General features: G+C 63.5%; 11 protein-coding genes and 1 pseudogene. 6 read left to right on the top strand and 6 right to left on the bottom strand.

The genetic code is table 11. The features are described from left to right. Nucleotides 1-206: 206 nt before the first annotated feature. Together AB4061_RS09400 and AB4061_RS09405 are read left to right on the top strand one after the other, a co-directional pair. Nucleotides 207-1,511, top strand: coding sequence for an FAD-binding oxidoreductase (locus AB4061_RS09400; RefSeq protein WP_441633037.1), 1,305 nt, complete (start codon nt 207-209; stop codon nt 1,509-1,511). A 165-nt stretch (nt 1,512-1,676) separates the two neighbouring features. Continuing rightward, a pseudogene (locus AB4061_RS09405) lies at nt 1,677-1,844 on the top strand (DNA-binding response regulator); the annotation flags it as partial. Nucleotides 1,845-1,926: 82 nt separating this feature from the next. On the opposite strand, the gene AB4061_RS09410 reads toward AB4061_RS09405, so the two are convergent. From AB4061_RS09410 to AB4061_RS09435, 6 genes are all read right to left on the bottom strand, one after another. After that, nucleotides 1,927-2,118, bottom strand: coding sequence for a hypothetical protein (locus AB4061_RS09410; protein WP_441633039.1), 192 nt, complete (start codon nt 2,116-2,118; stop codon nt 1,927-1,929). Between the two features lie 103 nt (nt 2,119-2,221). Further along, nucleotides 2,222-3,607, bottom strand: a complete 1,386-nt coding sequence (locus AB4061_RS09415) for an FAD-binding oxidoreductase (RefSeq protein WP_441633041.1) — start codon at nt 3,605-3,607, stop codon at nt 2,222-2,224. 121 nt (nt 3,608-3,728) lie between these two features. Then, the gene (locus AB4061_RS09420; protein WP_441633043.1) at nt 3,729-6,980 is read right to left on the bottom strand and encodes an ATP-binding protein; all 3,252 of its coding nucleotides are present in this window, start codon (nt 6,978-6,980) and stop codon (nt 3,729-3,731) included. 16 nt (nt 6,981-6,996) lie between these two features. Then, complete coding sequence (locus tag AB4061_RS09425; RefSeq protein WP_441633045.1) at nt 6,997-7,347, bottom strand: helix-turn-helix domain-containing protein; 351 nt, start codon at nt 7,345-7,347, stop codon at nt 6,997-6,999. Between the two features lie 495 nt (nt 7,348-7,842). After that, a complete protein-coding gene (locus AB4061_RS09430) occupies nt 7,843-8,658 on the bottom strand; it encodes an IclR family transcriptional regulator (protein ID WP_441633188.1) in 816 nt (271 codons plus the stop codon). A gap of 41 nt (nt 8,659-8,699) precedes the next feature. Then, nucleotides 8,700-9,329, bottom strand: coding sequence for a flavin reductase family protein (locus tag AB4061_RS09435; protein ID WP_441633047.1), 630 nt, complete (start codon nt 9,327-9,329; stop codon nt 8,700-8,702). Nucleotides 9,330-9,535: 206 nt separating this feature from the next. Between AB4061_RS09435 and AB4061_RS09440 the strand changes: the two genes are divergently transcribed. The 4 genes from AB4061_RS09440 to AB4061_RS09455 all read left to right on the top strand — a co-directional run bounded on the left by AB4061_RS09440 (nt 9,536) and on the right by AB4061_RS09455 (nt 12,778). After that, nucleotides 9,536-10,519: a Bug family tripartite tricarboxylate transporter substrate binding protein gene (locus tag AB4061_RS09440; protein WP_441633049.1), complete on the top strand. Its 984-nt coding sequence runs from the start codon at nt 9,536-9,538 to the stop codon at nt 10,517-10,519. Beyond that, nucleotides 10,477-10,932: a RidA family protein gene (locus AB4061_RS09445; RefSeq protein ID WP_441633051.1), complete on the top strand. Its 456-nt coding sequence runs from the start codon at nt 10,477-10,479 to the stop codon at nt 10,930-10,932. Before AB4061_RS09440 ends, AB4061_RS09445 begins: the two co-directional genes overlap by 43 nt. Before the next feature lie 83 nt (nt 10,933-11,015). Continuing rightward, nucleotides 11,016-11,903, top strand: coding sequence for an amidohydrolase family protein (locus AB4061_RS09450; RefSeq protein ID WP_441633053.1), 888 nt, complete (start codon nt 11,016-11,018; stop codon nt 11,901-11,903). Then, nucleotides 11,900-12,778 (top strand): fumarylacetoacetate hydrolase family protein, encoded by an 879-nt coding sequence (locus tag AB4061_RS09455; RefSeq protein WP_441633055.1) that lies wholly within the window; start codon nt 11,900-11,902, stop codon nt 12,776-12,778. Before AB4061_RS09450 ends, AB4061_RS09455 begins: the two co-directional genes overlap by 4 nt.

Raw genomic sequence — 12,778 nt, forward strand, 5'->3', positions numbered from 1 at the left:
GATGAGTTTTCCTCACCTGGAGCTGAGTTCTTTGATTTTGCCATGCGAAAGAGCGCGTGACAGCATGGTCCCGGTCGGATGGAATTGACCCCGATCAAACCGAATAAATGGGGATAAGCATGGGCACTGGACCATCAATCAACAGCCTCGGGGCCAGTCGGCCGGCATCAGCTCTCAACGCACTGCGGCGCAAACTTGACGGAGATGTGGTCCTCCCCGACGATCCAGGCTACGAGGATGCGCGCAAGGTCTGGAACGGCGCGGTGGACAAGCGGCCGGCCATGGTCGTGTACTGCGCCAGCACGGCCGATGTCATCGAAGCAGTGACGTTCGCCCGATCGGGCAACCACCTCGTCGCGGTCCGCAGCGGCGGACACAATGTGGCTGGCTTGTCGGTTTGCGACGATGGGATTGTGATCGATCTGTCTCGCATGAAGCACATCGCCGTCGACCCGGCGCGGCGCGTGGTTCGTGCCGAAGCCGGCCTGAGCCTGGGCGAGTTCGATGCTGCCACACACGCCCATGGACTGGCCACCACGATGGGCATCAATAGCGACACGGGCATTGCCGGACTGACCTTGGGCGGCGGGTTTGGCAAGCTCGGGCGCAAACACGGCCTGGCCTGTGACAACCTTCTGGCCGCCGATGTCGTGCTGGCGGATGGCAGGCTTGTGAAAGCCAGCGCCGTCGCGAATAGGGACCTGTTCTGGGGATTGCGCGGAGGCGGCGGCAACTTCGGCATCGTCACCGCCTTCGAATACCAACTCCACCCGGTCGGGCCGGCACTGCTGGTGGGTTCGGTACGCCACCCCTACGACGGCGCGCGCGATGCGATGCGGTTCTACGATGATTTCTGCGCCCGGGCCCCGGACGAGCTCAGTGTGGACGCCGCCCTCGTGACGGCCCCCTCGGGCGAGCGCTTCTTCAACATTTCGGCCTGCTACTGCGGCGCGAACGAGGTCGGCGAGCGTATCATCCGTCCACTCCTGGAGCACGGCGACCCGGTCGAGAGCAAGCTGGCCCCGATTCCCTACCTTCAGATCCAGTCCGGYGGCGACAGCCTCTTTCCGCGCGGACGCCGCTATTACTGGAAGGCGCAGTATCTGCACACGCTCACCGACGCCGCCATCGACACCCTTCTCGAGACCTATGCGCTTGCGCCCTCGGTTTCTTCGCTGCTGGTGTTCCAGCACGTCGGCGGCGCCATTGCCCGCGTTCCCGCGTCGGCAACGGCTTATGCGAATCGCGATGCGCGTTACGACTGCTTCCCAATCTCGATCTGGGATGATCCGGCCGAGGAGGCTGAGGCCACCCGCTGGGCGCGCGACGTGTGGAGCGCCGTCAAGCCCTTTTCGACTGGAGGCGTCTATGCGAACAACCTCGGTGACGAGGGCGAGGACCGCGTGCGCGCCGCCTATGGTGAAAACTACGCGCGCCTCGCCGCGCTCAAAGCCACGTACGACCCGGCCAACTTCTTTCGCCTGAATCAGAACATCAGACCCTCCGCCTAGCACATGGTATTGGCATTGTGGGGAATCAGGTGCACAGCCGCTGGACCATGCTTGCCGTCCTGTTTGCCGCTCGCGCGGCCATGGCCTTTCAGTTCCAGAGCATTGCGGCCGTCGCGCCGCAACTCGGCCAAAACCTCGGCCATTCCACGGGAGATCAGGTATTGTAGCCACGGCCACGTAAACCAGCAGTTGCGCTGCGGCCCCCTCGGCTATGATGGCCTCAGCCGCACTTTCATCCTCGACGGATCACCGTTGGCGCTGGCCCCGCGCGAGCGTGCCGTGCTCGAAGTGCTGATCCTTCGCGACGGCCGTGCCGTCAACAAGGAGGCGTTGAGGATGGCGGGACAATCGGGATTCATCGAGGCGTAACCGGTGGTCGGCACGCCTTCTTTATAGGTCTCCCGCAGGGCCAGGCCTATCGGAACAGATAGAGCGAAAACTGCCCGCCGTTCATCGGAAAAGCTGCGCCAGCCATTTCATCCAGCGCTTCCCTTGCACCCAACCCACCCATCGATATGCCGCCGGCACAGTCCACGCTCCTCCCGGCGTCAGTGCAGGCAGTGAAAAGCACCAGGGCTGCGAGCCCGGCGCAAACCAGCTTGCTCATGAACTTCTCCTCGCGATTCCGGCAGGCAAGGGGCGTGGGAGTCGCCGGGAATCAGGGCGGCGACTCCCACGATGATTTCAGCAGTCGCAACCGTCGGCTCCCCTCAGGCGGGCCTGATGTTCTGATTCACGCGGAACAGGTTTGCAGGGTCGTACTTGCGCTTGATCTCCGCCAGTCGCGCATAGTTGTCGCGATAGGCAGCTTTCACGTTGTCGTTGCCTTCGTCCATCATCATGTTGATGTAGCCGCCGCCAGCCGAGTGCGGATGCAGCGCCAGCCAGTAGTCCTTGGCCCACTGCACGATGCGGTCGTTGTTGGCCGGGTCGGGATCGACGCCGACAATCACGCTGGCGAAGCTCGCATCGCGATAGCTGAACGCGGTGTCATTGGGGCCCGCGCGATGCGCCGCGCCGTTGATGGGATACAGGTGCATGGTCGAGTGCATGGACGGTAACTGGTGCCCATACTTGATGTGCAGGTCGATGGCCTTGTCGCTTAGGTCGCTCACGAAGTCGGCTTTCCAGTACCACTGCAGGCCAGGCGGATACAGCGCGTCGAACAGGCTCTGCAAGGCCGGCCAAGGAACGGAGCCGACAAAGTCCACCGCTGGCGGCATGGCGTCGCGAATCGGCTTGAAGCGCGCCTCGGCCTGATCGAGTGGGCCGGTGTAGCACCACACCACGGCGCACATCTTCTGCAGGTGGACAGACTCGGGGAACGGCGGCCCGGGCGGCACCGTCACAAAGCCGAACCAGCCATTGATGTCTTGCGGTGCAGTCAGGATGAAATCGCGCCACCACGTCATCAACTCGCGCGCCTGGTCCACCGGCCACAGCATCGGGCCGCCGTAGACCGTGCCGACAGGATGGGCCTTGAACTCGAATGAGGTGACCACGCCGAAGTTGCCGCCACCGCCGCGCAGCGCCCAGAACAGCTCCGCGTTCTCGTCGCTGCTGGCATTGACCAGTCGCCCGTCGGCCAGAACGACCTCGGCGCTGAGCAGGTTATCGATCGTCAGGCCGTAGGCGCGGCTAAGGTAGCCAAYGCCCCCGCCAAGCGTCAGCCCACCCACGCCCGTGGTCGAGATGAAACCGCTCGGCGTCGCCAGTCCATAGGCGCTGGCGGCGTGGTCCACATCGCCCCAGGTGCAGCCACCACCAGCCCGGATGGTGCTGCGCTTCGGATCGACAAACACGCCTTTCATCGGCGACAGGTCGACCACCAATCCGCCGTCACATGTGCCGAGCCCCGCGCCATTGTGCGCACCGCCACGTACGGCCAGCAGCATACCGCTGTCTCGCGCGGCGTTCACCCCCGCAATGACGTCGGCGACATCCGTGCAGCGCGCGATCAATGCCGGGCGCTTGTCAATCATGCCGTTGTACACCGCGCGTGCCTGGTCATAGGCCGCATCGCCAGGCTGAATCAATTGCCCCCGAAAATGCGGCTTCAGCGCGGTGGCGACGCTTTCACTCAGAGCACCTTCCATGGTTGCCTCCTGTCCGGTTGGTATGCAGGAGTTTTATCAACCTCGGCGTTTGAAAGGCGTTAGGCGCGCCGTTATATGCGCCAATCTCCGACGCGGCTGGCCCGGCGCGGCCAAACCATGACTAACGCGCCAGTAATGCGCGCGCCCGGACGATGTCGGGCTGGTCGAAGCCCTCGGCGAATCGGGCGAGCGGCGGCTCGACCACCCGGCGCGCGCCGATGCCCTCCCGTGGCTCGCGCAACGCCGCCAGCGACAGCGCGGCGCGCAGCTCGAGAGGGCGAGCCCGTTGGGCGGCAGCGATCTCGATCGCCTTGATCAGCGACGATTCGGCTTCGGCCAGGTTGGCGCTGCGTTGCAGCAGAAGCTCGCCGCGCAGGCGATAGAGCTCCGCGTCCAGCCAGTGCTCGCCAGTGTGCTCCGCATGGTGGAGCGCCTGATCCAGCGCCGCAAGCGCGGCTTCGGTCTCGCCCACGTCACCCAGGCATTCCGCCAGCATGCCGAGATACAGCGGCAGCCGCAGGCGCGCGCCGGTGCCATGAAAGCCCTCGATCGCCGCTCGCATTGCCGCCACGGCGCCGGCCCCGGGCGACTGCCTTGCATTGGCCCAGGCGAGCAGCACGTCAGCCCAGGCAAGGTAGTAGCCGACGTGGTACTGATCGGCGATCGAACGTGCCTGTCGGGCGTAGTGAAGCGTCAGGCCGTGCTGCCGGCGCAGGGCATGCTGCGTTGCAAGATAAGACAGCGCCAGCGCCTGGGAGAACGGGTGTGCCAGCCGGTTTGCCATCTCCAGCGCTTCGCGTCCACGCCGGAGGGCCTGATCGGCGAGCCCCATGAACCAGAATGCATGGGCCGACCACGCCGAGGCCAGCACGCCGAAGTTTCCGCCCATCAACGACACATGCTCGGCGTGCTGGGTTTCGTCATAAGCGCCGATCGCGTGTTGATACGCTGGCTCCGCCGCCGCCCAGTCACCCTGCTGGACCAGGCTTCCCATGATGTTGGTCCATGCCATCGACGCGTAGGTACCCGACCCGGACGTGCCCAATCCCGCGATGAGTTCCTCGCTCAGGCTCCGCGCCTGGGCAAACTCCGCACTGACGACGAGAAAGAAGGCAAGGCTGACCTGGGCGCGCGCCTGCTGACCGAAGTCGCCCGTCTGTCTGCTGAGCTCCACGGCGCGCCGCAGTGGCGTGTCGAGCTCCGGTGCCGCCCACCCACGGGAAATGCGAATCGGCGGCGCAAGGTCGAGTTGCAATGCCAGCGACTGCCGGGCGCGCACTTGCGGATCGACGATCTGATCGGCTTGCGCCAGCCCGCGCCGCAACAGGGCGATGGCATCGTCATAGGCGTACACGCTCTGCGCAACGCCGGCCGCGCGCCGATAGAACGCGGCTGAATCGGTTGGCAGGCCCGCCTGTTCGTAGTGCGCGGCAATCTGCGCGCTGGCAGCGTCGAGATCATTGTCTGGCGCCTGTTCAAGTGCGCGTGCCACGCGTTCATGCAGGCGGCGGCGTTGCAGCGGACTGACCTCGGCGTACGCCACGTCCCGGATCTTGTCGTGGCTGAAGTCAAAGGCAACGCCCCCGCCGTCTGGCTGGCGCACGATGCCTCGTTGCCAGAGTTCGTCCAGCGCATTCGTGAGGGCGTCCTCGCGCACGTCGCTCGCCTGGGCCAGCACATCGGCGGTGAATGCTCGCCCGATGATCGCCGCGACGCCGACGATATTGCGCGCGGCAGGCGACAGTTGCGCAAGACGGCTCGAGATCACCGTGTACACCTTGCGGGGCAACTTCGGGACCGTGCCGAGCGGCGTGCCGCCGCCCGTCGCGGTGTCGGACCGGGCGCGCATCATCTCGACCGTGAACAGGGGATTGCCTTCGCTTTCCTCGAATAGCCGGGTTGCCTCCGCATCGGCCAGCGGCCGATTGATGATCTGCGCCGCGATCTTCGCAGTTTCGGCGGCATCCAGCGCGCCCAGCAACATCTCGGTGAGCTGGTCGTCGCGCCGCAAGGCGTCAAGCAGCCGGCTCACGGCGTGCAAGGGCGTGATGTCTTCATGCCGCGCCGTGGCGACCACGAGGAGCTTCGCGCTCACGTCGAAGCGCATCAGGAAGCGTAGCCATTCCAGCGTCTCCGCATCGCACCATTGCAAATCGTCGAGCAGCAGCAGCAGCGGCCCGTCTCTCGCCAGCACGGCGCGCGCCAGCGCTTCGAAGAACCGCTGGCGCTGCCAGTACTCGGTGAGTGGCGAAGGTGGAGGCAGGCCAGGTTGTTGCGTCAGCAGCTCTGGCAACAGGCGCGCGACTTCGGTCAGCCACAGTCTGTCGAGTCCGCCCATCGCTTCGTGCAAGGCCGGGCTGCGCAGCCAACCGGTGACCGGCGCAAACGCGACCTTCCCCTCGGCCGCGTACGCCCGCGAGTGCGTCGTGGTGAAGCCTTGCCCGGAAAGGTGCACGAGCAATTCCTCCGCCAGGCGCGACTTGCCGATGCCCGCCTCGCCCGAGATCAGGGCGAACTGCTTGTCGCCAAGCTGACTACGCTGCCACACTTCGAGAAGCCGCCGCCATTCCTCGTGGCGTCCGATCATTGGGTCCCGTGGGCGTCGACGCTGTGTTGGCGCAGCCTGGGCAGCAAGGCGCGCATAGGCCTCGCGCAAGGCGTCACTCGGCACGATGCCCAGCTCGCGCGTGAACGTTTCAACGCAGTTGCGATAGGTGCGCAGCGCGGATGCATGATCGTGATTCAGGGCATGCAGGCGCATCAACGCCATATAGGTGGGCTCGCGCAATGGGTCGAGCCGCTGCAACTGCTGCGAGTGTTTCAACGCCTTTGCATAGTCGCGTCTGTCCTCGCTCAACTGGCTGAGCCGCACGAGCGCCGCGATGCACGCTTCGCGCAACTGATCGCGCTGCGGGGCGATCCATTCATCGTAACAACTGGCTAGCAGGTCGCCCCGATACAGTTCCACTGCATGCGTCAGGAGCCCTTCCTCGGTGGCCGCGTCGTTGTTGCTTGCGGCCCGCGCCGCGGTGGCCAGGGCCGACTGAAACTGCGCGATATCGAGATCGAACGCGGAATCGGGCAACCATCGCACCATTTGCGCGTCGGCGTGGACGAAACTGGCTGCGTGCGGCCATGACTTGCGTAGATGAAACAGGAGCTGACGCAATGCGTTGCGTGCCTGCGCTTGCGTGGAATCGGGCCAGAACAGGAAGGCGAGTTGCTGGCGCGACTGCGGCACGTCCCGATGCAAAATCAGATAGGCAAGCAGCGCCTGCAAGCGGGGAGAATTCGCGTCAGGCATCGGCGCGTCGGCGCCGTCGAGATGGAACTCGCCGAACAGGCGGACAGAGTAGCGAGCGTCAGGCGCCATGCGGGTCACCGGCGATCTAGGCGACTTCGGCGGGGTCGTGAGGGCCGGCCCACTCGTCCTGGTACGCTGGGCTGCCGATGGCGGTGCGGACGCACTCGACAAACGTGCCTAATCGCGCAGGCACGCATCGGACTTCAGCGTGGACGATGTCGATGGACTCCGGATCTGGAGGCGGTGCGCCATTCCGGCTAGGCGCCAGCCGTCGTGTCGTGCGTCTCAGCAGGGTCGCTCCCAAAGAAATTTTTTCCAGATCGGCCAAGCGCTCGCTGACGACGGATTTGGACAGATGGACGCGGCGCGCGGCCCCGCTGATCGCGCCAGCTTCCACTACGGCGACGAAGCCGGCCACGCCTTCGAGCTTGCGCATTGTTCGGATCATCCGGATGCCAGTTCTGCGTTCTTCAGTCTAGTGCGAACTACGCTCGCCGCCGAGGCTTGTCGCATCGGGACGAAAGCGGAACCGCCCGATGGGTTCGCGGCCTTGAAAGTGCGTTAAGCGCCTCAATCTCCGCGCGGCATGTGCGCGGCATCATGGGATCGGCCTCGACGTTTTCGTCGAGATGCCACGCCAGCGCGATATGCGGTCTCAGCAAGAGATGGATAAAGCGCTGAGACCTCATCAGTCGAATCTATTGGCCACCTTGGAACACGCCGCATCGAGCCACTTTGAGATCGTCTTGGAGCTTGTCCTGCGTGACAAAAAAATGCTAGATGAATGTACTGCGGCACCATTCCCCCGCCGGACAAATCCGAGCCTTTATCAACAGTCAGATGGGTTCCTAAGGCTCGACAGCGCCCCAGTTCAAACGTGGCCAGCGACTGTACCCGGCCAGTGGACTAAACCGCATGGCGGGGTTGCCGCTCACTCTCTCGAGCGTTGCATCTCAACAATTCGCTTCCGTATCAGATCTGCCTGCCTCTCCATCTCCTTGATTATCGAAGTCAGGCGGGAATCTGGCAGACGGTCCGTGATGGTGGCAAGCGCCATCCCTGCTACAACCATGCCTGCTGCATCGTAGACGGGTACAGCCACCGCACGCGACCCTGGGACTACGCCAACCGGTGCGTAGGCATAGCCTCGCCGGCGGACCTCGTGCGCACGCGACACCAGTTCTCTTGTATCGATCCGTAGCGATGCGAGACGCTGTGCATTGCGCCGGACTATCCGCTCGAGCTCATCGTCCGGCAAAGCAGCGAGCAGCACCAATCCACTCACGCCGACGCCTAGCGGCCGGCGCGCACCGACGTCAATAGACAGCACCTTGACGGGGTAGCTGCCTGGCCAGCGTCCGATGCAAACCGAGTCGTCTCCGTTGGCAACGGTCAGGAATGTCGTATCGCCCAATGTCTCGCTCAAGTATTGCATGTAAGGTTCGGCAACGGCGCGAAGCGGAAAGCGCGCCGCCCGTGCGAGACCCAGCAGTGTCACTTCGTTGCCGATCAGGTACCGGCGGGTGCCAGCATCTTGCTCGACCGCACCTTCCTCGACCAGAACGCGGAGGATGCGATGTACGGTCGGGCGGCTCAACCCCGTGCTCCTCACCACGTCGACCAGTCTTACCCCGCGCTCTTGCCCCGTCGCGACGATCCGCAGGACGGCCAGCGCGCGGCGGATGCTCTGGGCGCCGTCCGCACCCTTGTGGCCTTGGTCCGCCAGGGCGGCAGTGTCCTCGGACATCGGGGCCGGCGTCTCCCCGCTGGTATAGTTCGCGGCCTTTTTCACGCGCCTGGCTTCAGCACGGATTTTGCCGTCTGCGCCACCCCGCGCAGCGTGAAGATCTCGCCCAGACTGGCGTAATTGGGCCCGCCAATGCGGCAGACGGGATTGAGTTCCCGTGTGTCCACCTTGCCGTCGCGATACAAGCCGTCGCGAAGATGGTAGGTCAGCACCTCCCCAACGATGAATTCCGCGCCGGTGTCTCCGAACGCGATCACGCGTTCCAGCTTGCATTCCATGCTGACCGGGACATCTGCCAGCCGCGGCGTGCGAATCTTGGTTGATGGCAGCGTCGCCAGGCCGAGTTCCTCCACTTCGCTCACTTGCGGCGGGTGCTCGATGCTGCTGAGGTGGATAGCTTCCAGATGCGAGGCATCGCCAATATTGATCACGAACTCGCCGAGTTCATGGATGTTGCTGCCCGTGTCCTTCCGCACGCCGGCCTTGCGCCCGATGTTCACGCCAATCAGCGCAGGCTTGTTCGACACGAAGGTAAAGCAGGAAAACGGCGCGAGATTCACCACCCCTTCGGGCGAGAGCGTCGTGATCCAAGCGATTGGGCGAGGCACCACTACTCCGCTAAGGAGGCGATATGTGGCTTCAGGCGAAAGGCTGTCAGCGAAGATCTGCATGGCATGCGAAGGAATGAGTTGCGATGAAGAAAATTGTGCACGGGTCCGAGACTACCGGCCGCCTGCCTTTTGCCGATGAGTCCACATTATGGAACATAACGCGCATATTGCGTTGCAACATATGGACGTCGGTTTGTAGAGTGACTGTGTCGCCCGCCGGATGCTTTCGCTGCCAGCGCATGAGACGACGCAAGGAGACTTTCGCTATGAAATGGAACTGTGCTTTGGGTGCCAGCAGCGCTGTACTTGCAGCGGCCCTAATGTCTATGACATCCCCGGCATTGGCGCAGACGTGGCCCGACAAGCCGGTGCGCCTGGTGGTGCCCTACCCACCGGGCGGCAACGTCGACTCCGCCGCGCGCATCATCGGGGAGCAATTGCAGACGATATTCAAACAGCCCTTTCTGGTCGATAACAAGCCGGGTGCCGGCGGGATGATCGGTGCAGAAGCGGTGGTAAGGGCGAAGTCCGACGGGTACACGCTATTCATGGGCGCCAATGGGCCCATCCTGTTCTCGCCGATCATCTTCAAGAAGGACAGCTACAACTGGAGAAAGGACTTCGAGCCCGTCAGTTCGGTGTCATTCACGCCGATCGTGCTGCAGGTCAATGCCTCCACGCAATACAAGACGGTGACCGATCTCATCGAGGCGGCGAAGAAGCCTGGCAACACGCTCACCATGGCTTCGCCCGGCCCCGGTACGCAGAACCACTTGGTGAGCGAGTATCTGCAGAACAAGACAGGCGCGCACTGGGTCACTGTTCACTACAAAGGTAACGCCCCTGCCACCACCGACTTGCTCGGCGGTCAGGTTCAGTTCAACTTCGATCAACTGTCCGTGGCGTTGCCCTTCATTCAGCAAGGCCGCACGCGTGCCCTGGCAGTCGGTTCGGCCAAACGCCTGCCGCAATTGCCCAATGTGCCCACATTGCAGGAGTCCGGCTTCCCGGACCTCACCGCCGAAACCTTCACCGGCGTTCTCGCGCCTGCGGGCACGCCGAAGGAGATTGTGCGGCGTCTTTCCGAGGCACTGCAGAGAGTTCTTGCCGACAAGTCTGTACAGGCCAAGTTTCAGACCCTTGGCGCTGAAGCGCGGGGCAGTACGCCTGAGCAATTCACTCAATTCCTGACCAAGGAGGACAACCGATGGACACCGCTGATCAAGCAGGCCAACATCACGGCCGAGTGAGCGTGGCTGCAGCGCTCGAGCGGAGTGCTCCGCCCTGTCGCACTAGCGTCTACGTCGAAGGTTTCAGCCACAAGAACCCCATTCCGGCGGGCTGTCGCATCGGCCCTCTGCTAATGAGCGGCAGCATCCAGGGCAACGATCCTGCAACCGGGAAGCCAGCGTCCACGATTGAAGCACAGTGCATCTACATGCTGGCCAATGTGAAACGCATTGTTGAGGCCGCCGGTGGAACGACGGACGACATCGTCAAGATCACGGTCTGGATGAGGGATCGTAGCCAGCGGCCCGCCCTCAACACGCCGTGGCTCGACATGTTCCCTAATCCCGGATCGCGACCAGCGCGCCATACCATGCAAGCAGACCTCGACATGGGCAAGCTGGTGGAGTGCGACTTCACCGCCTATATCGCGTGAGCCGCCAGCCGTTCGCGGCGCCAGGCCTTTCGCCTTCCTACTTCCACTAGCCAAGGAATCCCGGTCGTTCCGGGTCAGCCACCATGCCAGAATACTTGCCGTTCGACCGTAATCCGCGCGCCCCGGTACCGCTGCCGCCAACGTTCAGTTGTGACAGTCAGTTCCACGTGTTTGGACCGCGCGACCGGTTTCCGGTGCGGCCCGGCGCAGCCTATGAGATGCCAACCGCTACCTGGGAAGTGGCGCAACGCCTGCATCGCACACTTGGGATCACCCGCGGCGTGATCGTGCAGGCCACCACCTATGGCGCCGATCACGCCGTAGTCCTGGATGCGCTCGCGCATCTCAACGCTGGCGACGGACCGCGCAACTATCTCGCCTGTGCCAATGCCGCTGTGCTTACCGAGTGCGATGATGCCTACCTCGCCAAGCTGCACGAGGCAGGTGTGCGCGGCGCGCGATTCACGCGCGCCGGCCTTGGCATCAGTCTCACTCAGGCCGAGCAGGACCGGGCGTTTGCGCGGATCAAAGAGTTGGGCTGGTATGTCAAGTTGCAGCCTGAGCCCAGTGGCATCGCCGCGCAGCTCAGTGCGTTCGAGAAGCTTGACGCGCCGATCCTGCTGGACCACATGGGCCGCGCTGATCCAAGCAAAGGCGATGCCGATCCCAGCCTCGCAAAGATGCTTGAGCTGCTCAAGCGCGGAAACTATTGGGTCATGCTGTCCCTGAGCGAAAAGATCTCTTTGGCCGGTGCGCCGTGGGACGATGTGGTGCCGCTTGCGCAGCGCCTGATTGACGCTGCGCCGGACCGTTGCGTCTGGGGCAGCGACTGGCCCCATCCGGTCTCGGTCAAGCAACCACCGAACGAGGGTGCATTGCTCGAGCTTCTTTACCGATTTGCGCCCGACCCGTCCGTATTGAAAAAAATCCTGGTCGACAACCCGGCGAACTTCTTCGGATTCAACGCATGAAACTCGTAACCTATCGCTCCGGCAAAACCGTCTCTTGGGGCGTGGCCATCGGCAACGACGTCCCCTCGGGCATCGTCGATCTCGGTCGGCGCCTGCCTGACATCGCCTCTGTAAAAGCCTTGCTGGAGGGCGGCGAATCCGCGCTGGCCCGTGCCCGCGCGGCCCTGACTGGTGCAGAGGCGGACCATTCGCTGTCCACCGCGCAGCTTCTCCCTCCGATTGCCGCGCCAGAGAAGATCTTCTGTATCGGCGTGAACTATGCGCATCGCAATGCGGAATACAAGGACAACAGTCAACTGCCAAAATACCCGAGCGTGTTCATGCGTACGCCCGCCTCCCTTGTCGGCCATGGTCAGGCATTGTTGCGTCCGCCCGAGTCGCTACAGCTCGACTATGAAGGCGAGATTGGCATAGTTATCGGCCGCCAGGGTCGCCGCATTGCGAGGGAGCAGGCCGCCGTCCATATCGCAGGGCTGACCTGCATCAACGAAGGCACCATTCGCGACTGGCTTCATCACGGAAAATTCAACGTCACGCAGGGGAAGAATTTCGACGCCTCCGGGGCAATCGGCCCTTGGCTGGTCACATCAGACGAGTTCGAGAGCTACAACGATGTTCGAGTCACGACGCGCGTCAACGGCGAGGTTCGCCAAGACGACAGTACGGCGAATCTGATGTTTCCATTCGACTRCCTGGTGTCATATCTGTCGCAGTTCGCCACGCTCAATCCCGGCGACGTGATCGCCACCGGTACGCCAATTGGTGCAGGTATCCGCTTCGACCCTCCGCGCTTCTTGACGCCAGGTGATGTCGTGGAGGTCGAGGTACAGGGTGTGGGCATCCTGTCAAATACCGTTCGCGCGGAGGAAGCCTAA

This window comes from Cupriavidus sp. YAF13 (assembly GCF_052113425.1).
Taxonomy (GTDB): Bacteria; Pseudomonadota; Gammaproteobacteria; order Burkholderiales; family Burkholderiaceae; genus Cupriavidus.

Bases quoted from the DNA above. Each gene is read 5' to 3' on its own strand.
- AB4061_RS09410 (WP_441633039.1), bottom strand. From the start codon at position 2,118: ATGAGCAAGCTGGTTTGCGCCGGGCTCGCAGCCCTGGTGCTTTTCACT.
- AB4061_RS09420 (WP_441633043.1), bottom strand. From the start codon at position 6,980: ATGGCGCCTGACGCTCGCTACTCTGTCCGCCTGTTCGGCGAGTTCCAT.
- AB4061_RS09425 (WP_441633045.1), bottom strand. From the start codon at position 7,347: ATGCGCAAGCTCGAAGGCGTGGCCGGCTTCGTCGCCGTAGTGGAAGCT.
- AB4061_RS09430 (WP_441633188.1), bottom strand. From the start codon at position 8,658: ATGTCCGAGGACACTGCCGCCCTGGCGGACCAAGGCCACAAGGGTGCG.
- AB4061_RS09435 (WP_441633047.1), bottom strand. From the start codon at position 9,329: ATGCAGATCTTCGCTGACAGCCTTTCGCCTGAAGCCACATATCGCCTC.
- AB4061_RS09440 (WP_441633049.1), top strand. From the start codon at position 9,536: ATGAAATGGAACTGTGCTTTGGGTGCCAGCAGCGCTGTACTTGCAGCG.
- AB4061_RS09445 (WP_441633051.1), top strand. From the start codon at position 10,477: ATGGACACCGCTGATCAAGCAGGCCAACATCACGGCCGAGTGAGCGTG.
- AB4061_RS09450 (WP_441633053.1), top strand. From the start codon at position 11,016: ATGCCAGAATACTTGCCGTTCGACCGTAATCCGCGCGCCCCGGTACCG.